Genomic DNA, 23,616 nt, shown 5'->3' with positions numbered 1-23,616 from the left:
CCATAGGGATTTACGCTGGTAACGCGGGGTGGAGCAGCCCGGTAGCTCGTCAGGCTCATAACCTGAAGGCCGCAGGTTCAAATCCTGCCCCCGCAACCATCTTCTCAAAAACCCCGTAGCTTAAGCTGCGGGGTTTTCCTTTTGCGAAATACCTCAAATAACATCCAAACCAATATAAGTTCGCATCGTTCACAATTGGCGCTCTTTTTTCTGCGACTGATTCAGCCTTTCTGCGTTGCGATAGCCCCTGATTTGACCATGATGCGTAAACCGTCCAGCTCATAAGAAAGCCAACGTGACCACCGATCCCTTGCAGATTCTCAAGACCGTCTATGGCTACGATACGTTTCGTGGCCAGCAGGCGGAAATCATCCGGCATGTGATGGCAGGCAACAATGCTTTTGTGTTGATGCCAACAGGGGGCGGGAAGTCGCTTTGTTACCAGATTCCGGCGCTCGCCCGTCAGGGAATGGGGCTGGTTGTTTCGCCCCTGATCGCGCTGATGGTTGATCAGGTCGCCGCCTTGCGTCAGGCAGGTGTGCGGGCAGAAGCTCTCAACTCCGATCTTTCCCCAGAAGAGCGGCGGGTACTCTGGCAGGATATGCGGGCTGGCAAGGTCGATATTCTCTATGCCGCGCCGGAGACCCTTCTCAAGCCGGATGTTCTGGATGCGCTTCAACCTATCAGCCTGTCGCTAATCGCCATCGACGAAGCTCATTGCCTGTCGCAGTGGGGGCACGATTTCCGTCCCCCTTACCGCCAGCTAGACACGTTGATCGAGCGCTTTCCGGATACGCCACGCATGGCGCTCACGGCGACTGCGGACGAGCCAACCCGCGCCGAAATTCTGGGTCATCTCGGGATCAACGGAAGCGACGCCTTCATAGCCGGATTCGACCGGCCAAATATCCGCTATGCGATCATGGAAAAGGATAATCCACGTACGCAGCTGAAGCGCTTCCTGACGGGTCGCGAGGACGAAAGCGGCATCGTCTATTGCCTTTCCAAACGCAAGGTCGATGAGACGGCAGCCTGGCTGCGTGAGGAGGGGCGCGATGCGCTGCCCTATCACGCCGGCATGGACAAGGCCGCCCGCGAGGCGAACCAGACCCACTTCCAGCATGGTGAAGCTGTCATCATGGTTGCAACCGTGGCTTTCGGTATGGGCATCGACAAACCGGATGTGCGCTTCGTCGTGCATATCGATCTGCCCAGCAGCATCGAAGCCTATTATCAGGAAACCGGCCGTGCCGGCCGTGACGGTCTGCCGTCCGACGTGCTTATGCTTTACGGTTATGAAGACATCGCATTGCGCAACCGCTTTATCGAAGAGTCGGATGCGGGCGACCAGCGCAAGAACATGGAGCGCCGGAAGCTCGATGCGTTGCTTGGCCTCGCGGAAACAGCCGGTTGCCGTCGGCGGGTGCTTTTGTCTTATTTCGGCGACTATTGCGAGCCCTGCGGCAATTGCGACACCTGTGCGGAGCCGCCGGACCTGTTTGATGGTGCCATTGCCGCGCAGAAGTTGCTGTCCTGCATTTACCGCACGGGAGAACGTTTCGGCCAGGCCTATGTCATCCGCGTATTGCTGGGCATGGAAGATGAACGGATATCGAGCTTTGGTCACGATCGGATCACGACCTACGGCATAGGCAAAGAGCACGACAATCGCACCTGGCGGGCCATCCTGCGCCAGATGGTTGCGCTGCGCCTGATCGAGGTTGATCTGGCCGGTCACGGGGGATTGTCCATTTCCGAAGAAGGGAGGCGATTCCTGCGCGAAAAGCCGTCCCTGATGTTGAGGATACCGACCGCTCCCCGTTCGGCGCGACAACAGACGAATCGCAAGCCCACCGCCATTGTTCTACCGGATGCCGATCGCAGTCTCTTTGAGGCGCTGCGTGCGAAGCGCATGGAAATTGCCCGCGCGCAGAACGTTCCGCCCTATGTGATTTTCCACGACAAGACACTCATTGAGCTTGCGGCAGCAAGACCGGCCTCTGTGGGAGAAATGGCGCAGATACCTGGAGTGGGAGACACAAAGCTGGAACGATACGGCCCTGCTTTTCTGGCGGCAATCATGGAACATGCCGCCAGCGAGTGACCATTTGAATCCGGCAAAGAGTCCCGCCAGGAAATTTAGGCAGGGCCTGAAACCTCAGCCTGTTGTGTCCTTGAAGAGAACATTCTGGTCGATGAGATAACGGGAAAACAGGGGCAGGCTCGCTCCCCCGATAGCCCGGGCCTGGCTGCCGACCGCTCCCTCGATGATTTCCGGGAGCGTAACACCCTGAAGATCGTGATGTTTTAGGGCAAGACGGGTGGCGGAGACTATTCTTGCTCTGACCCAATCCGGAAAACCGCCATCGATGATGACGCTGGAAAAATCGATGATGGAGGCTGCAGCGATGACGGCTTGCGCAAGGGCCGCGGCCGTTTTTCCGATCCAGCTTTCCAGCGGCTCGCCGAAATCGATCCATTCATCCGGCGAGAACCACAGGGGACGGGGATCGATGCCGCGTTCGCGCAACATGTTTTCCAGAACGAAGATGGAGGCGATTTTCAGAAGCTGGACCGTGTTGCCGTCCTGCCCCTGAACTGGCAAGGGGCCGATTGCACCGGCGGTGCCCGTCTTTCCGGAAAACAGTGCGGAATTTAAAACGACACCGCCACCGATGAAGGATCCGATGAAGATATAGAGAAAATCGGGGTAGTTCTGGCCTGCACCAAAAACCAGTTCTGCACCGCAGGCACTGGTCGCATCGTTCTGCAGGAAAACCGGATAGCTGACGCCATCCGCAATTTCGGCACGGATATCGACGTCGCGCCAGCGCTCCATCTCATTCTGCGGGGCGCCCACCTCCTGCGCCCAGTTCCACAATTCGAACGGTGCGGCAATGCCGACACCGGCAATTTTTTGCCGTTCGGCCGGAGAGAGCTTGGACTCGAGTTCCGTGATACCCTCGATGACGAATGGCAAAATCCATTCCGGCATAGGATAAGGGTAAGTTCTGCGGAGCTTCAGCTTGATCCGGCCGACGAAATCCATCAGCACCAGATCGACGCTGCGACGGCCGATTTTCACGCCAAACGAGAAGACGGCATCGGGATTGAGGCGCATCGGCGTCGAAGGCTGCCCGACTTTGCCGCGCAGTCTTTCGCCACGGATAAGAAGACCGTCACTTTCGAGCGAGCGCATGATGACCGAGACAGTCTGCGCCGAGAGACCGCAAAGCCTGGATATTTCGGCTTTCGACAAGCCGCCGTGGCGGCGCACCAGCGACAGCACAAGCCGCTCGTTATAGGCACGCACCCCGATCTGGTTGGCGCCGCCGCTCATATCCATGTTGGTGGACGGCGCGGGCGGCGCCGTCTCGACAGATTGTCTCATAGTTTCATCCTCCCGCCCGCCATATCCGCCGCGACCGATACATGCAGGCTTTATGGCAATCTTGCTATCGCAACGTTAAACGACGCCGCGATATTCCTCCCTGCCGCTTGTTAGAATGCCATACGGAATTAATAATTCAATCGGATTTATTTATTGACAGCCGTTTCCTTTGGTGGTTCCATCTGTGTCAACGGTCGCTGTTCTCGGAGGAGACGAGATCGTCGGGTAACCGTCACGGTACTCAAACATTCAATGGGAGGATTACAATGAAGACGACTGTTTCCGCTCTTCTGGGCGCGCTTGCGCTCGGCGTTTCTTTCGCGTCCGTCGCGTCCGCCGCCGATACTTCGGTTTGCCTGATTACCAAAACCGACACCAATCCCTTTTTCGTCAAGATGAAGGAAGGCGCAACCGCCAAGGCTAAAGAACTTGGCGTGACGCTGAAGTCCTATGCCGGCAAGATCGATGGCGATTCCGAAAGCCAGGTTGCCGCGATCGAGACATGCATTGCCGATGGCTCCAAGGGTATCCTGATTACCGCATCGGACACCAAGGGCATCGTTCCGGCCGTGCAGAAGGCGCGCGATGCCGGTCTTCTGGTCATCGCGCTCGATACACCTCTCGAACCCGTTGATGCCGCTGACTCCACTTTCGCTACCGACAATCTTCTGGCCGGCGAGCTGATCGGCAAATGGGCTGCTGGCACCCTCGGCGACAAGGCCAAGGACGCGAAAATCGCCTTCCTCAACCTCACGCCTTCCCAGCCAACCGTTGATGTTTTGCGCAACCAGGGCTTCATGAAGGGCTTCGGCATCGACGTGAAGGACATCAACAAGATTGGTGATGAAGACGACAAGCGTATCGTTGGTCATGATGTTACCAACGGTAACGAAGAAGGCGGCCGCTCTGCGATGGAAAATCTGCTGCAGAAGGATCCGACCATCAACGTCGTTCATACCATCAACGAACCTGCAGCTGCCGGTGCTTACGAAGCGCTGAAAGCCGTCGGCCGCGAAAAGGATGTTCTGATCGTTTCCGTCGATGGCGGTTGCCCTGGTGTCAAGAACGTTGCGGAAGGCGTGATCGGCGCAACGTCTCAGCAATACCCGCTGCTGATGGCGGCACTCGGCGTGGAAGCCGTCAAGAAGTTTGCCGATACCGGTGAAAAGCCGAAGCCGACCGCAGGCAAGAACTTCTTCGACACCGGCGTAACGCTGGTAACCGACAAGCCGGTCAAGGGTCTCGATTCGATCGACACCAAGGAAGGCCTGAAGAAGTGCTGGGGCTGATACTTCACCGTTGAAATCGGCGGGGGGCAATTTGCCCCCGCCCTTGAACCGGAATGGTTTAAAAGAACGATCTGGGTGATCGGACAGGAACAAACGAGCGCGCCCGGCGTCCGTGGACGCAACTGAGGCACGCTTCTCAACAGTTTGAATCTACGCATTGTCCCCTCTGGAAAATAATCCCGGGTTCGGGGCTGATGCGATGGAGCGATCGGGAGGAAAATCCATGAGCGATCAGCCAGTGCGGGCTCAACCGCATAATGAATTTGAAAAAGTGCTGTCGGGAAGTTCGACCCAGGTCGCTGCTTTCGATACGCACAACAAGAGTTTGCTTGAAAAATTCCAGCACTTTCTGCATTCCAGCCCGGCGGCCGTACCGCTGATCGTTCTGGTGTTGTCGCTGGCTGTCTTCGGCATGACCCTGGGCGGCAAGTTTTTCTCGGCCTTTTCGCTGACCCTTATCCTTCAGCAGGTGGCAATCGTCGGCATCGTCGGCGCGGCACAGTCGCTGGTCATTCTGACAGCAGGTATAGATCTTTCGGTCGGTGCGATCATGGTCCTGTCCTCCGTCGTCATGGGACAGTTTACGTTCCGCTATGGTTTGCCTGCCGAACTCTCGATTATCTGCGGTCTCGCAGTCGGCGCATTTTGTGGCTTTATCAATGGCGTGCTGGTTTCGCGCATGCGGCTTCCGCCCTTCATCGTTACACTGGGCATGTGGCAGATCGTGTTGGCCACCAATTTCCTCTATTCGGCCAACGAAACGATCCGCTCACAGGATATCGTCCAACAGGCGCCCATTCTCCAGTTTTTCGGCAACAATGTCCGCATCGGCAGCGCCGTCTTCACCTATGGCGTCATTGCGATGGTTCTGCTGGTTGCCCTGCTCTGGTATGTGCTGAACCGCACCGCCTGGGGTCGACATCTCTATGCAGTGGGTGATGATCCCGACGCAGCCGAACTGGCCGGCGTTAACGTCAAGCGCATGCTGACGACCGTCTACACACTTTCCGGGCTTATCTGCGCCTTCGCGGGCTGGGCTCTCATCGGCCGCATCGGCTCGGTATCGCCGACCGCCGGTCAGTTCGCCAACATCGAATCCATCACCGCAGTGGTCATCGGCGGCATATCGCTGTTTGGCGGACGCGGCTCGATCATGGGCATGATCTTCGGCGCGCTGATCGTCGGTGTCTTCTCTCTCGGCCTGCGACTTATCGGAACAGACCCACAATGGACCTATCTGTTGATCGGCGTCCTTATCATCTTGGCTGTCGCAATCGACCAGTGGATCAGAAAGGTAGCAGGCTGATGGCAAAAGAACCTATCCTCACAGCACGCAATCTCGTTAAACGCTACGGTCGTGTGACTGCGCTCGACAATGCCGATTTTGACCTTTATCCGGGCGAAATCCTCGCTGTCATCGGTGATAACGGTGCTGGAAAATCCTCTCTCATCAAGGCGATTTCCGGTGCGGTGACACCCGATGAAGGGGAGATCAGGCTGGAAGGCAAGCCGGTACAGTTCCGCTCGCCGATCGAGGCGCGCAAGGCTGGTATCGAAACCGTTTATCAGAACCTTGCGCTGTCTCCCGCATTGTCCATAGCCGACAATATGTTTCTCGGCCGTGAAATCCGCAAACCCGGTATTCAGGGAAGCCTGTTCAGGGCACTGGACCGTCCGGCGATGGAAAAGTTTGCCCGTGAGAAACTCTCTGAACTCGGCCTGATGACGATCCAGAACATCAATCAGGCGGTGGAAACCCTCTCCGGCGGCCAGCGCCAGGGTGTTGCGGTGGCGCGTGCAGCCGCCTTCGGCTCCAAGGTCGTCATCCTTGACGAACCGACGGCGGCGCTCGGCGTCAAGGAAAGCCGCCGCGTTCTCGAGCTTATTCTGGATGTGCGCGCGCGAGGGCTACCGATCGTTCTCATCTCGCACAACATGCCGCATGTTTTCGAGGTTGCTGACCGGATTCATATTCATCGGCTGGGCAAGCGTTTGTGCGTCATCAATCCGAAGGACTATACCATGTCCGACGCCGTCGCCTTCATGACGGGCGCCAAGGAAGCGCCAAAGGAAACGCTGGCCGCATGACGCTGAAGCTTGAAACGATCGTCGAAGACGTTCTTCGGCGGGCAGAGGGTAAATCTCGTTTTATCATTGCCATTGCCGGTCCCCCTGGGGCCGGCAAATCCACGCTGGCGGATGCCCTGTGCGGTGCCCTCTTGGCGCGCGGCGAGGCTGCGGCTGTCCTGCCCATGGACGGCTTCCATATGGATAACGGTATTCTCGAAGAACGGGGGCTCTTGCCGCGAAAAGGCGCACCGGAGACCTTCGACGTGCGCGGCTTTCTTGATATCGTCTCCGCAGTTCGTCAGGGCGGGCAGGAAGTTCTTGTCCCGGTTTTTGACCGCTCCCGCGAAATTGCCATTGCCTCCGCTCGCGCCATCGCGCCAGAAACACGCTTCATCCTTGCCGAAGGCAACTATCTGCTGTTGAACGAGGCGCCGTGGACGAAGCTTTCCGGCAGCTTCGATCTTGCCGTCTTCGTAGGCCCATCCGTTGCGGTGCTCGAGGAACGCCTGCGGGATAGATGGCAGGGCTATGGTCTCGATGCGACCGAGATTCACGCCAAACTGTTCGAAAATGATCTTCCCAACGGAAAGCGGGTGATTGAGAACTCCCGCCCCGCCGATATTCGCATCGATATCTGGGAATAACCCGCTGCTTCCGTCCGTAGGCGGCATGGAGCATTCACCGTTAAGCCTTTGTTGACCATGTGTTGAATCTTTTTGATCCACAGGGTGGGGCTTTAGCATGTCTAATTATTGACGAAAAAAATTCATCATATACTATATGTGGTGTTCAAGGTTCTTTCGATTCGCAAGCGTCGGGAGCTAAGACGGGAATTCGGTGCGTAACACCATTATGGTGAAGCAATGCCGAAACTGCCCCCGCAACTGTAAGCGGTTAGCATCGTTCCGATTTGAGCCACTGGCGCTAAAAGCTCCGGGAAGGTGGGAATGGATGTTTTGACCCGTAAGTCAGGAGACCTGCCTTGAGCGAAAACGTCCACGGGCGGGGTGTCCGGAAGGAAGGTGTATGACGCAAATGAATTGCGTGCGCCCTTTTCTGCCCCCTCCAGAACAAGCTTCGGGGTGAAGTCATGCCAGTGCATTTTTATAAGTTTCTACGCTCGTCGGCGTAGACAGAGATCTTACGCGGCCTCACCCGCGCGCCTTGCCAGAATGACAGAACCATCGCCACCCGCTTGTGATTGCAGGCGGGCAATGTTGAGCCGTGCGTAAAAGCGGCTTCGAAAGAGGAAACAATGACCGTCACCGTTTACAGCAAACCCGCCTGCGTCCAGTGCACTGCCACCTATCGTGCGCTTGACCGCATCGGTGTCAGCTACGAGATCGTCGATATCTCCGAAGATGCGGATGCCCTCGATCGCGTTCGCGGCCTTGGTTACATGCAGGTTCCCGTGGTCGTTGCCGGCGAACGCCATTGGGCGGGTTTCCGTCCGGACATGATTGGCTCGATCAGCTGAGGAGGCGATGCGATGGGGCTGATCGTCTATTATTCCAGCCGGTCTGAGAACACTCATCGCTTCCTTCAAAAACTGGGGCGACGATTGCTTCGCCTGCCGCTCGGCGCCGAGGAAGACGTTCCTCACGTGTCGGAGCCCTATGTTCTCGTCACCCCCACCTATGGGGGCGGCGGCATGAAAGGAGCGGTACCGAAACCGGTTATCCGGTTTTTGAACGAGCCCTCAAACCGAAATCTCATTCGCGGCGTCATAGCGGCGGGAAATACGAATTTTGGCGCAGCTTTCGCATCCGCCGGAGATATCGTGTCGCGTAAATGCGCGGTGCCGTTTCTCTACCGCTTCGAGCTTCTCGGCACAGAGGAAGATGTCGCCAACGTCAATCATGGATTGGAACGATTTTGGACACGCTGACCTCAAGCGCGGTGCGCAACACGGATGCCAAACAACAAGTAACTGCCGCGCAGAAACACCTGGACGCGGGACTGGACTATCACGCGCTGAACGCGATGCTGAACCTCTACGATGAAAACGGGAAGATCCAGCTCGACAAGGACCGCCTTGCGGCACGGCAATATTTCCTTCAGCACGTCAATCAAAACACGGTGTTTTTCCATAATCTCAGGGAAAAGCTCGATTATCTCGTGACCGAGGGATATTACGAACAGGAGGTGCTGGACCAGTATTCCTTCAATTTCGTCCGTGACCTCTACGACGAGGCCTATGCCAGAAAGTTCCGTTTTCCGACATTTCTCGGCGCCTTCAAATATTATACGTCCTATACGCTGAAGACTTTCGACGGAAAGCGTTACCTGGAGCGTTATGAGGACCGCGTCTGCATGGTGGCGCTGGCTCTGGCGCGTGGCGACGAGCAACTTGCCCGCGATCTGATGGATGAAATCATTTCCGGCCGCTTCCAGCCGGCAACCCCGACCTTTCTCAACGCCGGCAAGAAAAGCCGCGGTGAGCTGGTTTCGTGTTTTCTGCTGCGTGTGGAAGACAATATGGAAAGCATCGGCCGGTCCATCAATTCAGCATTGCAGCTTTCCAAGCGTGGCGGTGGCGTAGCATTGTCCCTGACCAATATTCGCGAAGCCGGCGCGCCGATCAAACAGATCGAAAACCAGTCCTCCGGCGTGATTCCTGTCATGAAGCTGCTGGAAGATTCGTTCTCCTACGCCAACCAGCTTGGCGCGCGCCAGGGCGCTGGCGCGGTCTATCTGCATGCCCATCACCCCGACATCATGCGTTTCCTCGATACGAAACGTGAAAACGCCGACGAAAAAATCCGCATTAAAACCCTTTCGCTCGGCGTGGTGATCCCCGATATCACCTTCGAACTCGCGAGAAACAACGAGGATATGTACCTGTTCTCGCCGTATGATGTTGAGCGGGTCTATGGCGTGCCGTTTACCGAGATTTCCGTCAGCGAAAAATATCAGGAAATGGTCGCCGACAGCCGCATCCGCAAGAAGAAGATCAAGGCACGCGAGTTCTTCCAAGTCATCGCAGAAATCCAGTTCGAAAGCGGTTACCCCTATATAATGTTCGAGGATACGGTTAACCGCGCCAATCCGATCGCCGGCCGTATCAGCATGAGCAATCTCTGCTCGGAAATTCTACAGGTCAGCGAGGCGAGCGAATTCAACGACGATCTCTCTTACAGCCATATGGGCAAGGATATTTCCTGCAATCTCGGCTCGCTCAACATTGCTTCAGCAATGGATTCGGCTGATTTCGGCAAGACGATCGAAACCTCCATCCGGGCGCTGACGGCCGTTTCTGACATGAGCCACATCTCGTCTGTCCCTTCCGTGGAAAAGGGCAATGATGCGAGCCACGCCATCGGGCTTGGTCAGATGAACCTGCATGGCTATCTGGCGCGCGAGCGCATCTTCTACGGCTCCGAAGAAGGCATCGATTTCACCAATATCTATTTCTACACGGTGACCTATCACGCCATCCGCGCCAGCAATCGCCTTGCCACTGAAAGGGGCCAGAGCTTCAAGGGCTTTGAAAACTCCAAATATGCCTCGGGCGACTACTTCGATAAATATACCGACCGGGAATGGCTGCCCGCGACGGAAAAGGTCCGCGACCTTTTTGAGAAAGCCAGCATTTCCATTCCGACACAGGAGGACTGGAAAGCGTTGAAGCAGGCCGTCATGGAGACCGGCCTCTATAACCAGAACCTTCAGGCCGTGCCGCCCACAGGCTCGATCTCCTATATCAATCACTCGACCTCCTCGATCCATCCCATCGTCTCGAAGATTGAAATTCGCAAGGAAGGCAAGATCGGCCGTGTTTATTATCCGGCTTCCTACCTTTCGAACGACAATCTCGAATATTATCAGGATGCCTACGAAATCGGTCCGGAAAAGATCATAGATACCTATGCGGCGGCCACCCAGCATGTCGATCAGGGCCTGTCGCTGACACTGTTCTTCCGCGATACGGCAACGACGCGCGATATCAACCGGGCGCAGATCTACGCCTGGAAAAAAGGCATCAAGACCATCTATTACATCCGTTTGCGCCAGATGGCGCTGGAAGGCACGCAGGTTCAGGGCTGCGTATCCTGCACGCTCTGAATTGAGGGACAAGACAATGAACATTGCCGTAAAACCCGCGTCCCGTATTCGCGCGGTCAACTGGAACCGCATCGAGGATGACAAGGATCTCGAAGTCTGGAATCGCCTGACATCGAATTTCTGGCTACCGGAAAAGGTGCCGCTCTCCAACGATATCCCGTCCTGGGGAACGTTGAAGCCGGAAGAGCAGACCCTGACGATCCGCGTCTTCACCGGGCTGACATTGCTGGACACGATCCAGAATGGCGTCGGTTCCGTGCGCCTGATGGCGGATTCTGCGACGCCGCACGAGGAGGCGGTGCTTTCCAACATCTCCTTTATGGAGGCGGTCCACGCCCGCTCCTATTCCTCGATCTTCTCGACGCTCTGCTCCACGCCTGACGTCGATGACGCCTATCGCTGGTCGGAGGAGAACGAATTCCTGCAACGCAAATCCGCGCTCATCATGCGCGAATATGATAGCGGAAATCCGTTGAAAATGAAGGTCGCCAGCGTGTTTCTGGAGAGCTTCCTGTTCTATTCCGGCTTCTACCTGCCAATGTTCTGGTCAAGTCGCGCCAAGCTTACCAACACGGCCGATTTGATCCGTCTCATCATTCGCGATGAGGCCGTGCATGGCTATTACATCGGCTACAAGTTCCAGCGCGCGCTCGAACGTCTGGGCGAAGCGGAAAAACAGGAGATCAAGGATTTCGCCTTTGATCTTTTGCTCGAGCTTTACGACAACGAGGCCAAATATACCCAAGACCTCTATGACGGCGTTGGCCTGACGGAGGACGTCAAGCAGTTCCTGCATTACAACGCCAACAAGGCCTTGATGAATCTGGGTTACGAGGCGCTGTTTCCGCCCGAGGCCTGCCGGGTCAATCCTGCGATCCTCTCGGCGCTGTCTCCCAATGCCGACGAGAACCACGACTTCTTCTCCGGCTCCGGCTCGTCCTATGTCATCGGCAAGGCGGTCGCCACAGAAGACGAAGACTGGGATTTCTGAACCGGTTGTCGCCAAGAACCCGCAAAAGTTATTGCGGGTTCACGACCTGGCTCGCAAGCCGGAAGGGGCTGGATACTGTTGCCCCGATAGCATCGAACACAAAGGCACCCGCGCGGCCTATGCCGTTTTCGCCGTTGCCGTTCCGGCTCGCCTCCAGTTGTGGCACCAGCGACGCGAGTGCCGCATAGCGGTCGTGGTTGAGCGGATCCGATGCCTTGAGCTTGGAGATGTCAACGAACTGAACGCCCTCTTTCAGGGCGGCTTCCTGCACTTGAGGATCGGTCACATCCAGCGCGCCGATGCGGGTGACATCGGCCCCCAGGATGGAGGAAGCCTTCAGGGCGCGGTCGTCCTTGGAGACGAGAATGGTGAGCGGCGGATTGAGCCTTCCCACCACCTCGATCTGCTTGCGGAAAACATCGGCGTCGATATCCGGCGCGGCCAGCACTACCTGTAGTTTGGAGAGCACATCGTTCCTGCCTTCGAAGCGCAATTGTCGCAGCGCTTCCATGACCAGCCAGCCGCCCATGCTGTGACCGAACACGACAATGCTTTTTTTCGGTGTCTGCCTGGTAAGGTCTGTCAGCACCATGGCCAGCGCGTCTCGCGAATAGGTCGCTGATTCCTTGTCGGCCACGTAACCGGTGACGCTCGCCTGGGACGGCCAGGAAAAGACCAGCGGCACACCATCCATATTGGCATCGGCTGCCATTTGTGCCGCACGGAACAAGGCCTCCTGATAGCTGTAATTATAGCCATGCACAAAAAGCGCAATCTGCTTGCCGGAGCGGGTGACGTCGCCAAGATCGGAATTGAAACGCGTTTTCGTCAGCATATCGGCTTTGGTGACGACAAAATCCTTGCTCGGGTTCGGCTTACCTTTGGACCATTCGATATTTCCGCTTTTATGGCTGGGAGGAATGGAAATGTCGAAGCGCGCATAATTCAGCTCAGCCGCCCGCCCAGCGCTAAAGCCCTTTTTGGCCTCGTTGTTTTTCTCCCGCGTGCTCGCCACATAGGCTGTCACGATTTTCGTATCGGTGGTCTTGGTGTTTATGGCCTGCAACACATCCGCCCCCGGTCTGCCCGCGCAGGATGAAAGAAGGCTGAAAGCGAGGAGGAGCGAAAAAATCAGGCGCATGGATGGGGTTACCGATAATGAGGGACCACGCATAAATAACCGGACGCTCAAAAAGTTGCTACTGGAGACTGGATTGCGGTGTGGTGGCATTATGTTCAATGCGGACGACGCATTCCCCACCTTGCTATCCAGCTATGTTCGTTTTAGGCCGTACAGATGACGAATAAGGTGTCGCTTTTACGGCTGAAACTCACGGACTTCCGCAACTATGCGGCGGCGGCGCTCGCGCTGGATGACCGCCACGTGGTGCTGACGGGTGACAACGGTTCCGGCAAGACCAATCTCCTGGAGGCCGTTTCGTTTCTGTCGCCCGGAAGGGGCCTGCGCCGCGCCACCCTGTCCGATGTGACGCGAGTGGGGGCGGAGGCCGCCGGTTTTTCGATTTTTGCGGACGTCGACGGCATGGACGGCGAGGTCGCCATCGGAACCGGGATCGAGGGTGACGGCGAGGTAGTGTCGCGCCGCCTGAGGCTGAACGGGACATCGGTGAAGTCGGTCGATGAATTGACGGATCATCTGCGGGTGCTGTGGCTGACGCCTGCCATGGATGGGCTTTTTACCGGTTCATCCTCGGATCGCCGGCGTTTTCTCGATCGGTTGGTGCTCTCGCTCGATCCCGCGCATGGACGGCGGGCAAGCGACTTCGAAAAGGCCATGCGCGGCCGCAACCGTCTGCTTTCGGAAGGCCGTTTCGATCCGGTCTGGCTGGACGGTATCGAGAAGCAGATGGCGGAACTCGGCATTTCCATGGCGCTCGCGCGCTATGAAATGTTGGGTCTTTTGAAGAGCCTCATCGAAGGCCGTTCCGGCAATGCTGCCTTCCCCTCTGCAGCGCTGGCGCTCTCGGGTTTCATGGACGACACGCTCAACCGGCCGGCTGTCGATCTGGAAGACGAGTATAGGCTTACGCTGCGCGAAGGCCGGTATCGAGACGCGGCGGCAGGCCGCACGCTTGATGGACCGCACCGTGTCGATCTGTTCGTGCGCCACGCGGAAAAGAACATGGAGGCAGAGCGTTGCTCGACCGGAGAACAGAAGGCGCTGCTGGTGGGATTGGTGCTTGCGCATGCCCAGCTCACCGCCAACATGACCGGCCATGCGCCGGTTCTGCTGCTCGACGAAATTGCCGCGCATCTGGATGAGGGCAGGCGGGCGGCTCTGTTCGATCTCATTCACGCACTCGGTGGTCAGAGTTTCATGACCGGAACGGATGCGGCAATGTTCTCCGCCCTTGGCGACAGGGCGCAATTCTTCAATGTTTCCCACGGGGGCATCACGGCATGACGGCGAAAAAATGGAGTGCGACATGGACCCGCTGAGCCCGGACGAAATCGAACGCTACAAGCGCCATATTCTCTTGCCGGAAATCGGCGGTGCCGGGCAGCAGCGTCTGAAGGCTGCGCGGGTGCTGGTAATCGGGGCTGGTGGCCTCGGCGCGCCTGTCCTTCATTATCTTGCTGCAGCCGGTGTCGGCACGCTTGGCCTGATCGATGACGACGTGGTCTCCCTGTCCAATCTCCAGCGGCAGGTGATCCACGATACCGGCACGATCGGTGAGCTGAAAACGGCAAGCGCCCGCGCAGCCATCGCCCGGCTCAACCCGCATGTGCGTACCCTTGTTTTTGAGGAGCGTTTTTCGCAGGTCTGGGCGCACACCCATCTGCCATCCTTCGATCTCCTTATCGACGGTTCTGATAATTTCGACACACGTTATGCCGCTGCCGATGCCGCAGAGGCTGCTAAAAGGCCGCTGGTAACGGGCGCTGTCGGCCGTTTCGATGGTTCGGTAACGGTGCTGAAACCCTATGAGGCGGGTGCCGATGGTAATCTGCTGCCGGGGTATCGCGATCTGTTTCCCGAGCCACCGCCGCAGGGGCTTATTCCGAATTGCGCGGGAACGGGCATCGTCGGCGCTTTGACCGGCGTGATTGGCACGATCATGGCCATGGAGGCCATCAAGGTGATCACCGCTGCCGGCGAGCCATTGGTCGGCCGCCTGCTTCTCTATGACGCCCTGTCGGCCCGCTTCGAAACCGTGCGTTACAAGCGCCGCCCTGCTGGAAAAAAACATGACTGAGATCACAAGGATTGGCGAAGAATTCGAGCGCTGGCAGGAGCTGCTTGCGCTTATCATGTCGTCCTTCGCCTATATGGACGGCGTCATCGACCCACCATCGTCCGCTCACCGTTTGACGCTCGAAAATCTCGCGGAGAAGGCGAGAGCGGAGACCGCTTTCGTGGCGCTGGATGGGGATGAGATTTTTGGCTGCCTGTTTTGCCGGCAGGAACCACCGACCTGCCTTTACGTCGGCAAGCTGTGCGTCTCCCTGAAAGCGCAGGGCAAAGGCATCGGCAAAATGCTTCTGGAACGGGCCGAAGCATTGGCCCGCGAATTGGCGTTACCGGCGCTGCGGCTGGAAACGCGCATCGAGCTTGTCGGCAATCACGCGAAATTCGCCGCCTGGGGTTTCATCAAAACCGCTGAAAACGCCCATCCGGGTTACGACCGTACGACCTCGATTGAAATGACGAAATTCCTCGGCTGAGACGGCTCAATTTTTGATCCGCTTAAAGGCCTGCTTCTCCGTCCCATGTCACGAGCAGACACGGCTTGTCTGAACCGGTTCAGTTCCGCCCCGGCAGCACCCGGTTCGGCGGTCGGTGTCCGTCGAAAAGCGTGCGGATGTTGATGATGACCTTGTCACCCATCTCGATCCGGCCCTCAATCGTTGCCGAGCCCATATGGGGAAGCAGCACGACCTTCCCTTCTCTCGCGAGCTTGATGAGCTTGGGATTGATTGCGGGTTCGTTCTCGTAGACATCAAGACCGGCTCCGGCGATCTTTCCGTCGCGCAGGCACTGGATCATTGCCGCCTCATCGATGATATCGCCGCGCGCCGTGTTGACGATGTAGCTTGTCGGCTGCATCAGCGCGAGCCGTCGTGCCGAGATCAGGTGATAGGTCGCAGGCGTGGAGGGGCAATTGACAGAAACAATATCCACCCGCGCCAGCATCTGGTCGAGGCTGTCCCAATAGGTTGCCTCAAGCTCCGCTTCCGTCGCCGGGTTGACGCGTTTGCGGTTGTGATAGTGTATGGAGAGGCCGAAAGCCTTGGCGCGCCGCGCAACTGCCGTACCGATGCGGCCCATGCCGACAATGCCGATGCGTTTGCCGGAAATACGCCGTCCCAGCATCCAGGTCGGCGACCAGCCCAGCCATTCGTCGGCGCCATTGGCAAGTACGCGCGTGCCTTCGATCAGGCGGCGCGGCACGGCCAGTACCAGCGCCATGGTGATATCGGCGCTGTCTTCGGTCAGCACGTTGGGCGTGTTGGTCACTGTGATGCCCTTTCGGGCGGCCGCGTCCACATCCACATGGTCTATGCCGTTGGAAAAGCTTGCGATCAGCTTCAGTTGCGGCCCTGCTTTCTCGATCATGGCGGCGGTGATGCGGTCCGTGACTGTCGGCACCAGAACGTCGACCCGCTGCATGGCGGCCACAAGCTCTTCCTCGCGGCGCTGCGTATCGTCGATATTCAGTTCGGCATCGAAGAGTTCCCGCATTCTGGTTTCGACGACGTCAGGCAATTTGCGGGTGATATAGACTGTCGGTCTCTTCTTGTGGGTCATCGTTTGCCGCTGCCTTGTTCAGAAGTCATTAACCAGAAAGAGCGATAATTTCTTTCAATCAGGGCGTTTCTACCAGACCCACCGGCGAAGACAAATAAAACTCGCCGAAGCTTGAGGCGTGTGGAAACGAGCCTCCTCGAATTTAATCCGGTTTGCAGAAGGCAGGAAACGGAAATGGGCATGCGCAGTGTGGTTTCTATGGTTTGCATTGCATTGTCTCTGGGCCTCTTTGGTGTGGCGAACGAGGCCATGGCGCAAGGCGCTGCCAAAGGCGCAAGCGGCCTGCCTTTGCCGCGTTTTGTCAGCCTGAAATCCAAGCGCGTCAACATGCGCATCGGACCCAGCACGGATTATGCCGTTTCCTGGATGTATATGAAATCGGGAATGCCGGTTGAAATCATTCAGGAATATGAGAACTGGCGGCGCATCCGCGATGCCGATGGCACGGAAGGCTGGGTTAACCAGGCGCTGCTTTCCGGTGAGCGCACGGCCGTCGCCGCGCCGTGGATGCGCGGCAAGGGCAAGGATGTCTACGTGAACATGCGCCGCGACGCACAGTCGGGCGCCTCCGTCATCGCCCGGCTGGAGCCGGGTGTCGTCTTCAGGATCGGTGAATGCAACGGCGACTGGTGCCGCGCCGAGGCCGGTCAGGCCTCAGGCTGGGTGTCGCAGGGTGAAATCTGGGGTGCTTATCCCGGCGAGGCCTTTAAATAAGGCCGTTTTTCTCGCCCAGCGCCTTGAGCGATGACATCGGACGCGGCCCGACCTGCTGAATGACGGCGGCAGCAGCAAGGCAGCCGAGTTTGCCGCAATCTTCCAGAGACCGATCCTGCGTGTAACCGAACAGGAAGCCGGCGGCGAAAAGATCGCCGGCACCCGTTGTGTCGACCACGTCATACACCGGATAGGCTTCTACCTTCACGCGTTCCGTGCCGCGCAGGATAACGGCACCTTCTTCGCTCATCGTCACCGCTGCGATCTTGCAATCGGCAGCGATTTTCGTCAGCGCCAGCTCGAAATCGTCGGTTTCATAAAGCGAGAGAGCTTCCTGCTTGTTGGCGAAAACGATGTCCACGGTGCCGGAACGCATCAGGTCGAGAAATTCTTCGCGGTATCGGCCAACGCAGAAACTGTCTGAAAGCGTCATGGAGACTTCACGGCCGTTCTCATGCGCAATGCGGGCGCAATCGCGAATGGCATCCTTGGCGCGCGGCGGATCCCACAAGTAACCTTCGAAATAGGTGACCTTCGTGTTCGCCACGACGTCTTCTTCTACATCTTCCGGACCGAGATCGACGCAGGCGCCGAGATAGGTGTTCATCGAGCGCTCACCGTCTTCCGTGACGAAGATCATCGAGCGGGCAGTCGGCGGAAACGTGCCTTCCGGCTTCGTTTCGAAATAGACGCCCTGCGCGCGGATATCGTGTTGGAAGATTTCGCCGAGCTGATCTTCTGCCACCTTGCCGAAATAAGCCGCCCTGCCACCGAAATTCGCCACGCCCGCCGCCGTGTTGCCCGCACTTCCGCCGGAGGCCTCGAGCGCGGGTCCCATCAGCGAATAGAGCAGTTCGGCCCGCTCCGCGTCGATGAGGTTCATCGCGCCCTTGGTGATGGCGTTATCATTGAGGAAGCGATCATCACAACGGGAAATGATGTCGACGATGGCATTGCCGACAGTCAGTACGTCGAATTTCGTCATAGGCCCTATCCGGTTTGCAGGGTGCACATTTTTGAACGGTCTTAAACAATTCTGGCGGCAAGAAAAGCCCAAAGGGAAAATATGCGGTTCTCCACCAGAGACAGAAACGCGTCATGTGCCTGTAATGTGGTTAAGCTATCACTCCGATCAGAGCAAAAGGTGCGTGAATACGGACCAGAATAGAAGACATGAGGTCTTCTGGCTCACCCGTTATCTCCGTCACGGATGTACTGACGGCGTATAACGGATATGACAAAAGGCGGGGGAAACCCCGCTTTTTCTTTTGGTCCACCTTTGGTCCGCCTCTTTCTAGAGTGCCGCAAGCGGGTTTTCATTATAGACGGTACTCGAAAAACCGACCGCAGCGCCACTTGATCCAGTGACCGGTTTTGAGGGGCTTTCTGCAAAAATACCTGACGGAGCTACGTCGCGTATTAAATGAAACATCCGGGTGCAGCGTTTTCGCGATTCCATTCCCTTGGAAAAGGCTCTAAAGCGGAGTATCTCCCGCAAAAGCCGCGAAAGCTCTCCCTCCATGTCTGCCGTTGCCGCGAACGTCGCTCCGATTTTCATTCTTATCCTGATCGGCTGGCTCACCGTCAAGGCCGGCTTGTTTAGGGCTGATGCCGGTGAGATTCTCAGCGATTTCGTGTTCAAGATCGCCGTGCCGACTTTGATCTTCCGCACTCTTGCGGAGGCGAATTTTCATGGCGCATCGCCCTTCCGGCTGTGGCTGACCTATTTCGCCGGCGTGGCCGTAACCTGGACGGTTGGGCATATCGTCACGCGGTACATCTTCAAGCAGGATAGTCGCATCGCCGTCATAGCCGGCATATCCTCGGCCTTTGCCAACAATATCTTCATCGGCCTGCCGCTTGTCGGGCGGTCCATCGGGGATGAGGGGCTGGTCGCCCTCTCCATTCTGCTGGCCATCCATCTGCCGGTCATGATGATTGCCGGTACCATCTTGATGGAGAACGCCACGCATAAGGCGGTGGGCGGCGAAAAGCGCAGCATGGCTTCTGTCTTCAGGCAGGTCGGCCGCAACCTCATTACAAATCCGCTGGTGATCGGACTTTTCATCGGGCTTTCGACCAATGTTTCAGGCGTGACGCTCACGCCCATCCTCAAGACCGTGGTTGATCAGATCGCGTCCATGGCGGGACCGGCAGCGCTCATCTCGCTCGGTATGGCGCTGACGAAATACACCATTCGCGGTAATCTGGGGATTGCCGTCACCATGACGGTTTTCAAACTGCTGCTTCTGCCCGCCTGCGTGTGGGCCATGGGCCATGCTCTCGGCCTCAGCCGGGAATGGACAGCTGCCCTCGTGCTCACCTCGTCGGTGCCGACAGGGGTGAATGCATGGCTGATCGCCAACCGCTTCGGCATCGGCCACAGCGTTGCGGCCTCCACTATCAGCATTTCCACGGCGACCGGTGTTCTTTCCGTGTCGCTGTGGGCATGGCTGTTGAGCTGATGATGCTCGAATTGCTTACTTCTGGGCGCTCAGGATCTTGAAGCGCGCGTTGCGGCATACCTCGGCGCTGGTGCGGAATTCCGCCGCCAGAACCGGCTCATAGGGCATGCCGCGATTGGCGACCATCAGCAGCTTTCCACCGTTGCGAAGCGCGCCGGCAGCCGTCTTGATAAAGGCCTGACCGAGAGCGGGTTCTGCCGCCTGTCCTGCCGCGTGGAAAGGCGGGTTCATGATGATGAGGTCGTATTTTTCTTTCGGCGGCTCGTTTGCAAGGTCCTGCCAGAAGAAGCGCGCCGTCAGTCGCGGATTGTTTTCAAGAAGATTGGTCTTGGCGAATTCGAGCGCGTTCCAGTCCGCTTCGAAAAGATCGATACGCGCCGTGCGCGGCGATTTTTCCGCCAGCATGACCGAGAGATAACCCCAGCCTGCGCCGAAATCGGCGGCGTTGCCGTCGAAGTCGGTCGGCAGGCGCGACGCGAGCAGCTCCGAGCCATCGTCCACGCGGTCATGCGAGAACATGCCGGGCATGGCGGTGAAACGGCCAGCAACCGTAACGGAATGTTGCGCGAGTTTCGACACGGCAGATGCAACGTCTTCCGGCCGTTTGAACCAGAGGGCGACGCCGTGGTACTTCGGCGTCGATTCCGCCTCGATGCCAAGCTTTGCCAGCGTCTTGCGCAGCGTCAGAATGCCGTCTTCCTTCGATCCCGCCGCCACGATCAACCCACCCGCCTTGACGCGCAAGAGCGCTTCAGCGACGCGGTTTTCGTTCTCGCCGCGATGTTTGCCGCAAAGCAGCAACGCCGCATCGTAGTCCTCGCCGGAAATATCCGGCGTGACCTCTGCGTTCTGGGCCTGAAGAGCCCGGTAAAGCGGTCGAAAATTCTGAACCGAGACGATGTCAGCGTTAAAACCGTCTAGCCGCGGGCCGGCTTCCGCTCCCAGAAACAGAACGCGCTCGCCCTCTTTCGGCAAGTCGAGCATCTCTGCGGCAAAGGGATGGAAAAGGGTTTTAACAGCATCACGGCTCATTGGAGCGTCCTCAAGATGGAATAGAAAAAAGGCGCGGGCAAAACCCGCGCCTCGATAGGGTCTGGCGAGGCTGCCTTACTCGGCAGCGGCTTCGCCATCTTCCTTCTTCTTGTCTGCGGCAACTTCCTTGCCGGTTGCCTGGTCGACAACCTTCATGGACAGGCGAACCTTGCCACGCTCGTCGAAGCCCATCAGCTTGACCCAGACCTTGTCGCCTTCCTTGACGACGTCGGAGGTCTTGGCGACACGCTCGGAAGCGAGCTGCGAGATGTGAACGAGGCCGTCGCGGGCGCCGAAGAAGTTGACGAAAGCGCCGAAGTCAGCGGTCTTGACGACCGTACCTTCGTAGATCTGGCCGACTTCCGGTTCTGCAACGATCGAATGGATCCACTTGCGGGCCGCTTCGATTTCCTTGCCGGAAGCAGAAGCGATCTTGACGGTGCCATCGTCTTCGATGTTGATCTTGGCGCCGGTCTTTTCGACGATTTCGCGGATGACCTTGCCGCCCGAACCGATGACTTCACGGATCTTGTCGACCGGAATGTTCATCACTTCGATGCGCGGTGCGAATTCGCCAAGCTGGCCGCGGCTCTCGGTGATGGCATTCGCCATTTCGCCGAGGATGTGCTTGCGGCCACCCTGTGCCTGCTCCAGAGCGATCTTCATGATCTCTTCGGTGATACCGGCGATCTTGATGTCCATCTGCAGCGAGGTGATGCCGTCGGCAGTACCTGCAACCTTGAAGTCCATGTCGCCGAGGTGATCTTCGTCACCCAGGATGTCGGAGAGAACCGCAAAGCGCTCGCCTTCGAGGATAAGGCCCATGGCGATACCGGCAACTGGCTTGGCCAGCGGTACGCCAGCGTCCATCAGTGCAAGCGAGGTGCCGCAAACCGTTGCCATCGACGAAGAGCCGTTGGACTCGGTGATTTCGGAAACGACGCGCAGCGTGTAGGGGAACTGTTCCGCAGTCGGCAGCATCGGACGGATAGCGCGCCATGCGAGCTTGCCGTGACCGATTTCGCGACGGCCCGGGGAACCCATACGGCCCGTTTCACCGACCGAGTAGGGCGGGAAGTTGTAATGCAGAAGGAAACGTTCCTTGTACATGCCGGTCAGGCTGTCGACATACTGTTCGTCTTCGCCGGTGCCGAGCGTCGCAACAACGATCGCCTGGGTTTCACCACGGGTGAACAGCGCCGAGCCGTGCGTACGCGGCAGGATGCCAACTTCCGAAACGATCGGACGAACGGTCGACAGGTCGCGGCCATCGATGCGGCTCTTGGTGTCGAGAACGTTCCAGCGAACGATCTTCGCCTGAAGGTGCTTGAAGACAGCGCCGATTTCTTCAGGGCTATACTTCGCTTCGCCTTCTTCCGGCAGGAAGTGAGCCTTGACCTTCGCCTTTACGGCGTCGACGGCGGCGTAACGGGCAGCCTTTTCGGTGATCTTGTAGGCGGTGCGCAGTTCGGTTTCGGCAAGGCCGAGCATTTCGTTTTCGAGCGCGGAGAAATCTTCCGGTTCGAATTCGCGCGGTTCCTTGGCGGCAACTTCAGCGAGCTTGATGATCGCGTCGATAACCGGCTGGAAGCCGCGATGGCCGAACATGACGGCGCCGAGCATGACGTCTTCGTTGAGTTCCTTGGCTTCCGACTCCACCATCAGGACTGCGTCCTGCGTGCCGGCAACAACCAGATCCAGAACCGATTCATCCATCTCATCAAGATGCGGGTTCAGAACATATTCGCCGTTGATGTAACCAACGCGCGCGCCGCCGACCGGGCCCATGAAAGGAATGCCAGACAGTGTGAGCGCAGCGGATGCGGCAACCATCGACAGAACGTCCGGGTCATTTTCGAGGTCGTGCTGAATGACCGTTACGACAACCTGCGTGTCGTTCTTGTAGCCTTCAGGAAACAGCGGGCGGATCGGACGGTCGATCAGGCGGGAAACCAGCGTTTCCTTTTCCGACGGACGGCCTTCGCGCTTGAAATAGCCGCCAGGGATCTTGCCGGCTGCGTAGGTCTTTTCCTGGTAGTTCACGGTGAGCGGGAAGAAGTCCTGTCCAGGCTTCGGAGACTTTGCGGAAACCACCGTCGCAAGAACCATCGTCTCGCCGTAGGTTGCGATGACGGCGCCGTCAGCCTGACGGGCAACCTTGCCTGTCTCGAGCTTCAGCGGGCGGCCAGCCCATTCGATTTCCACGGAGTGTTTATTGAACATATCTTGTCCTTGTTTGTGTATGCCCGCCTTGCGAGGGGGCAAAGAACGACGCAATCACGGGCAAGACAGCCGGAGGCTTTCAAGGTGCAAGCATCCGGCAATCCTGCCCCATGACAGGTCTGCGGTTGAAAAGGCTGCACCGGCCCATCCGGGGCTGCCTTATCGTCCGGGGGCCACATCTATGGCGAACGCCCGGAAATTGAAGATGACCTTCAAAAGGCCAGATATAAAAACCGGCGGGTATCGTTGCGAAACCCGCCGGATAAGGTTTTAGCGGCGAATGCCGAGAGCACCGATCAGCTTGCTGTAACGGGCTTCGTCCTTCTTCTTCAGATAGTCGAGAAGCGAACGGCGGCTCGAAACCAGCGTCAGAAGGCCACGACGGGAGTGGTTGTCCTTCTTGTGGTCCTTGAAGTGACCGGTCAGGTTGTTGATCCGCTCGGTCAGAATAGCGACCTGAACTTCCGGAGAACCGGTGTCGCCTTCGTTCGTTGCATATTCCTTGATGAGGGCGGCTTTGCGCTCTGCAGTAATCGACATCGGACGATCCTTTCTATTTTAAGGAAAAATGGGACGCCTAGAGCCGGGATGTCGTCCAGCTCTGG

21 protein-coding genes, 1 tRNA gene and 1 riboswitch are annotated in these 23,616 nt (G+C 57.7%); of the genes, 15 read left to right on the top strand and 7 right to left on the bottom strand.

Annotation, left to right across the window (positions count from 1 at the left end; genetic code table 11):
* The first annotated feature begins 22 nt into the window (after positions 1 to 22).
* Both ACQZ63_RS06705 and recQ read left to right on the top strand, forming a co-directional pair.
* Positions 23 to 99 (top strand) — tRNA-Met (locus ACQZ63_RS06705).
* Between the two features lie 196 nt (positions 100 to 295).
* The gene (recQ, locus tag ACQZ63_RS06700) at positions 296 to 2,104 is read left to right on the top strand and encodes a DNA helicase RecQ (RefSeq protein ID WP_421439587.1); all 1,809 of its coding nucleotides are present in this window, start codon (positions 296 to 298) and stop codon (positions 2,102 to 2,104) included.
* 54 nt (positions 2,105 to 2,158) lie between these two features.
* Here the strand turns inward: recQ and ACQZ63_RS06695 are convergent, their stop codons facing one another.
* A complete protein-coding gene (locus ACQZ63_RS06695; protein ID WP_013635209.1) occupies positions 2,159 to 3,391 on the bottom strand; it encodes an ROK family transcriptional regulator in 1,233 nt (410 codons plus the stop codon).
* A gap of 266 nt (positions 3,392 to 3,657) precedes the next feature.
* On the opposite strand from ACQZ63_RS06695, the gene ACQZ63_RS06690 reads away from it, so the two are divergent.
* The 8 genes from ACQZ63_RS06690 to nrdF all read left to right on the top strand — a co-directional run bounded on the left by ACQZ63_RS06690 (position 3,658) and on the right by nrdF (position 11,806).
* Complete coding sequence (locus tag ACQZ63_RS06690; protein ID WP_003514241.1) at positions 3,658 to 4,680, top strand: sugar ABC transporter substrate-binding protein; 1,023 nt, start codon at positions 3,658 to 3,660, stop codon at positions 4,678 to 4,680.
* A 223-nt stretch (positions 4,681 to 4,903) separates the two neighbouring features.
* Complete coding sequence (locus ACQZ63_RS06685; RefSeq protein WP_013635210.1) at positions 4,904 to 5,986, top strand: ABC transporter permease; 1,083 nt, start codon at positions 4,904 to 4,906, stop codon at positions 5,984 to 5,986.
* Positions 5,986 to 6,768, top strand: coding sequence for an ATP-binding cassette domain-containing protein (locus tag ACQZ63_RS06680; protein ID WP_013635211.1), 783 nt, complete (start codon positions 5,986 to 5,988; stop codon positions 6,766 to 6,768). Before ACQZ63_RS06685 ends, ACQZ63_RS06680 begins: the two co-directional genes overlap by 1 nt.
* Positions 6,765 to 7,394 (top strand): nucleoside triphosphate hydrolase, encoded by a 630-nt coding sequence (locus ACQZ63_RS06675; RefSeq protein WP_013635212.1) that lies wholly within the window; start codon positions 6,765 to 6,767, stop codon positions 7,392 to 7,394. The genes ACQZ63_RS06680 and ACQZ63_RS06675 overlap by 4 nt, the downstream gene beginning before the upstream one ends.
* A 131-nt stretch (positions 7,395 to 7,525) precedes the next feature.
* Positions 7,526 to 7,749: riboswitch (cobalamin riboswitch) on the top strand.
* 256 nt (positions 7,750 to 8,005) lie between these two features.
* The gene (gene nrdH / locus ACQZ63_RS06670; protein ID WP_013635213.1) at positions 8,006 to 8,227 is read left to right on the top strand and encodes a glutaredoxin-like protein NrdH; all 222 of its coding nucleotides are present in this window, start codon (positions 8,006 to 8,008) and stop codon (positions 8,225 to 8,227) included.
* Between the two features lie 12 nt (positions 8,228 to 8,239).
* Positions 8,240 to 8,638 (top strand): class Ib ribonucleoside-diphosphate reductase assembly flavoprotein NrdI, encoded by a 399-nt coding sequence (nrdI, locus tag ACQZ63_RS06665; RefSeq protein ID WP_003514252.1) that lies wholly within the window; start codon positions 8,240 to 8,242, stop codon positions 8,636 to 8,638.
* The gene (gene nrdE / locus ACQZ63_RS06660; RefSeq protein ID WP_113555632.1) at positions 8,626 to 10,815 is read left to right on the top strand and encodes a class 1b ribonucleoside-diphosphate reductase subunit alpha; all 2,190 of its coding nucleotides are present in this window, start codon (positions 8,626 to 8,628) and stop codon (positions 10,813 to 10,815) included. The genes nrdI and nrdE overlap by 13 nt, the downstream gene beginning before the upstream one ends.
* A 16-nt stretch (positions 10,816 to 10,831) precedes the next feature.
* Positions 10,832 to 11,806 carry a class 1b ribonucleoside-diphosphate reductase subunit beta gene (gene nrdF / locus ACQZ63_RS06655; protein ID WP_003514262.1) on the top strand — a complete coding sequence of 325 codons (975 nt, stop codon included), beginning with the start codon at positions 10,832 to 10,834 and terminating at the stop codon, positions 11,804 to 11,806.
* A 28-nt stretch (positions 11,807 to 11,834) separates the two neighbouring features.
* On the opposite strand, the gene ACQZ63_RS06650 is transcribed toward nrdF, so the two are convergent.
* Complete coding sequence (locus tag ACQZ63_RS06650; protein ID WP_065661527.1) at positions 11,835 to 12,947, bottom strand: alpha/beta hydrolase; 1,113 nt, start codon at positions 12,945 to 12,947, stop codon at positions 11,835 to 11,837.
* Between the two features lie 156 nt (positions 12,948 to 13,103).
* Between ACQZ63_RS06650 and recF the strand changes: the two genes are divergently transcribed.
* From recF to ACQZ63_RS06635, 3 genes are read left to right on the top strand one after another with little or no spacing between them, the layout of a single operon-like run.
* Positions 13,104 to 14,231, top strand: coding sequence for a DNA replication/repair protein RecF (gene recF / locus ACQZ63_RS06645; RefSeq protein ID WP_113555631.1), 1,128 nt, complete (start codon positions 13,104 to 13,106; stop codon positions 14,229 to 14,231).
* 22 nt (positions 14,232 to 14,253) lie between these two features.
* Positions 14,254 to 15,024: a molybdopterin-synthase adenylyltransferase MoeB gene (locus ACQZ63_RS06640; RefSeq protein WP_113555630.1), complete on the top strand. Its 771-nt coding sequence runs from the start codon at positions 14,254 to 14,256 to the stop codon at positions 15,022 to 15,024.
* Complete coding sequence (locus ACQZ63_RS06635; protein WP_113555629.1) at positions 15,017 to 15,493, top strand: GNAT family N-acetyltransferase; 477 nt, start codon at positions 15,017 to 15,019, stop codon at positions 15,491 to 15,493. The genes ACQZ63_RS06640 and ACQZ63_RS06635 overlap by 8 nt, the downstream gene beginning before the upstream one ends.
* A 79-nt stretch (positions 15,494 to 15,572) precedes the next feature.
* On the opposite strand, the gene ACQZ63_RS06630 is transcribed toward ACQZ63_RS06635, so the two are convergent.
* A complete protein-coding gene (locus ACQZ63_RS06630) occupies positions 15,573 to 16,577 on the bottom strand; it encodes a 2-hydroxyacid dehydrogenase (protein WP_003514267.1) in 1,005 nt (334 codons plus the stop codon).
* Positions 16,578 to 16,757: 180 nt separating this feature from the next.
* Here ACQZ63_RS06630 and ACQZ63_RS06625 point away from each other — a divergent pair, with 180 nt between their 5' ends.
* On the top strand, positions 16,758 to 17,291 hold the full coding sequence (locus tag ACQZ63_RS06625) for an SH3 domain-containing protein (RefSeq protein WP_003514268.1): 534 nt from the start codon (positions 16,758 to 16,760) through the stop codon (positions 17,289 to 17,291).
* Here ACQZ63_RS06625 and ACQZ63_RS06620 read toward each other — a convergent pair.
* Positions 17,284 to 18,276, bottom strand: coding sequence for an adenosine kinase (locus ACQZ63_RS06620; RefSeq protein ID WP_003514270.1), 993 nt, complete (start codon positions 18,274 to 18,276; stop codon positions 17,284 to 17,286). The two genes, ACQZ63_RS06625 and ACQZ63_RS06620, sit on opposite strands and share 8 nt — an antisense overlap.
* A 535-nt stretch (positions 18,277 to 18,811) precedes the next feature.
* Here ACQZ63_RS06620 and ACQZ63_RS06615 point away from each other — a divergent pair.
* A complete protein-coding gene (locus ACQZ63_RS06615) occupies positions 18,812 to 19,756 on the top strand; it encodes an AEC family transporter (RefSeq protein ID WP_013635221.1) in 945 nt (314 codons plus the stop codon).
* A 15-nt stretch (positions 19,757 to 19,771) separates the two neighbouring features.
* On the opposite strand, the gene ACQZ63_RS06610 is transcribed toward ACQZ63_RS06615, so the two are convergent.
* The 3 genes from ACQZ63_RS06610 to rpsO form a co-directional block, all read right to left on the bottom strand.
* Complete coding sequence (locus tag ACQZ63_RS06610; protein ID WP_113555628.1) at positions 19,772 to 20,788, bottom strand: class I SAM-dependent methyltransferase; 1,017 nt, start codon at positions 20,786 to 20,788, stop codon at positions 19,772 to 19,774.
* Positions 20,789 to 20,863: 75 nt separating this feature from the next.
* The gene (pnp, locus tag ACQZ63_RS06605) at positions 20,864 to 23,011 is read right to left on the bottom strand and encodes a polyribonucleotide nucleotidyltransferase (RefSeq protein ID WP_003514278.1); all 2,148 of its coding nucleotides are present in this window, start codon (positions 23,009 to 23,011) and stop codon (positions 20,864 to 20,866) included.
* Positions 23,012 to 23,281: 270 nt separating this feature from the next.
* Positions 23,282 to 23,551 (bottom strand): 30S ribosomal protein S15, encoded by a 270-nt coding sequence (gene rpsO, locus ACQZ63_RS06600; RefSeq protein ID WP_003514294.1) that lies wholly within the window; start codon positions 23,549 to 23,551, stop codon positions 23,282 to 23,284.
* Positions 23,552 to 23,616: the final 65 nt, after the last annotated feature.

It is taken from the genome of Agrobacterium sp. CG160-95, assembly GCF_053521725.1.
This window is presented reverse-complemented; position numbering and strand designations above follow the sequence as displayed.

What these genes read in the sequence shown, in the direction of transcription:
- nrdF (WP_003514262.1), top strand. Translation starts at nt 10,832, where the DNA reads ATGAACATTGCCGTAAAACCCGCGTCCCGTATTCGCGCGGTCAACTGG.
- pnp (WP_003514278.1), bottom strand. Translation starts at nt 23,011, where the DNA reads ATGTTCAATAAACACTCCGTGGAAATCGAATGGGCTGGCCGCCCGCTG.
- ACQZ63_RS06650 (WP_065661527.1), bottom strand. Translation starts at nt 12,947, where the DNA reads ATGCGCCTGATTTTTTCGCTCCTCCTCGCTTTCAGCCTTCTTTCATCC.
- ACQZ63_RS06630 (WP_003514267.1), bottom strand. Translation starts at nt 16,577, where the DNA reads ATGACCCACAAGAAGAGACCGACAGTCTATATCACCCGCAAATTGCCT.
- ACQZ63_RS06675 (WP_013635212.1), top strand. Translation starts at nt 6,765, where the DNA reads ATGACGCTGAAGCTTGAAACGATCGTCGAAGACGTTCTTCGGCGGGCA.
- rpsO (WP_003514294.1), bottom strand. Translation starts at nt 23,551, where the DNA reads ATGTCGATTACTGCAGAGCGCAAAGCCGCCCTCATCAAGGAATATGCA.
- ACQZ63_RS06635 (WP_113555629.1), top strand. Translation starts at nt 15,017, where the DNA reads ATGACTGAGATCACAAGGATTGGCGAAGAATTCGAGCGCTGGCAGGAG.
- nrdI (WP_003514252.1), top strand. Translation starts at nt 8,240, where the DNA reads ATGGGGCTGATCGTCTATTATTCCAGCCGGTCTGAGAACACTCATCGC.
- ACQZ63_RS06690 (WP_003514241.1), top strand. Translation starts at nt 3,658, where the DNA reads ATGAAGACGACTGTTTCCGCTCTTCTGGGCGCGCTTGCGCTCGGCGTT.
- recF (WP_113555631.1), top strand. Translation starts at nt 13,104, where the DNA reads ATGACGAATAAGGTGTCGCTTTTACGGCTGAAACTCACGGACTTCCGC.
- ACQZ63_RS06610 (WP_113555628.1), bottom strand. Translation starts at nt 20,788, where the DNA reads ATGAGCCGTGATGCTGTTAAAACCCTTTTCCATCCCTTTGCCGCAGAG.
- ACQZ63_RS06615 (WP_013635221.1), top strand. Translation starts at nt 18,812, where the DNA reads ATGTCTGCCGTTGCCGCGAACGTCGCTCCGATTTTCATTCTTATCCTG.
- ACQZ63_RS06680 (WP_013635211.1), top strand. Translation starts at nt 5,986, where the DNA reads ATGGCAAAAGAACCTATCCTCACAGCACGCAATCTCGTTAAACGCTAC.
- ACQZ63_RS06695 (WP_013635209.1), bottom strand. Translation starts at nt 3,391, where the DNA reads ATGAGACAATCTGTCGAGACGGCGCCGCCCGCGCCGTCCACCAACATG.
- nrdH (WP_013635213.1), top strand. Translation starts at nt 8,006, where the DNA reads ATGACCGTCACCGTTTACAGCAAACCCGCCTGCGTCCAGTGCACTGCC.
- ACQZ63_RS06625 (WP_003514268.1), top strand. Translation starts at nt 16,758, where the DNA reads ATGCGCAGTGTGGTTTCTATGGTTTGCATTGCATTGTCTCTGGGCCTC.
- ACQZ63_RS06620 (WP_003514270.1), bottom strand. Translation starts at nt 18,276, where the DNA reads ATGACGAAATTCGACGTACTGACTGTCGGCAATGCCATCGTCGACATC.
- ACQZ63_RS06640 (WP_113555630.1), top strand. Translation starts at nt 14,254, where the DNA reads ATGGACCCGCTGAGCCCGGACGAAATCGAACGCTACAAGCGCCATATT.
- ACQZ63_RS06685 (WP_013635210.1), top strand. Translation starts at nt 4,904, where the DNA reads ATGAGCGATCAGCCAGTGCGGGCTCAACCGCATAATGAATTTGAAAAA.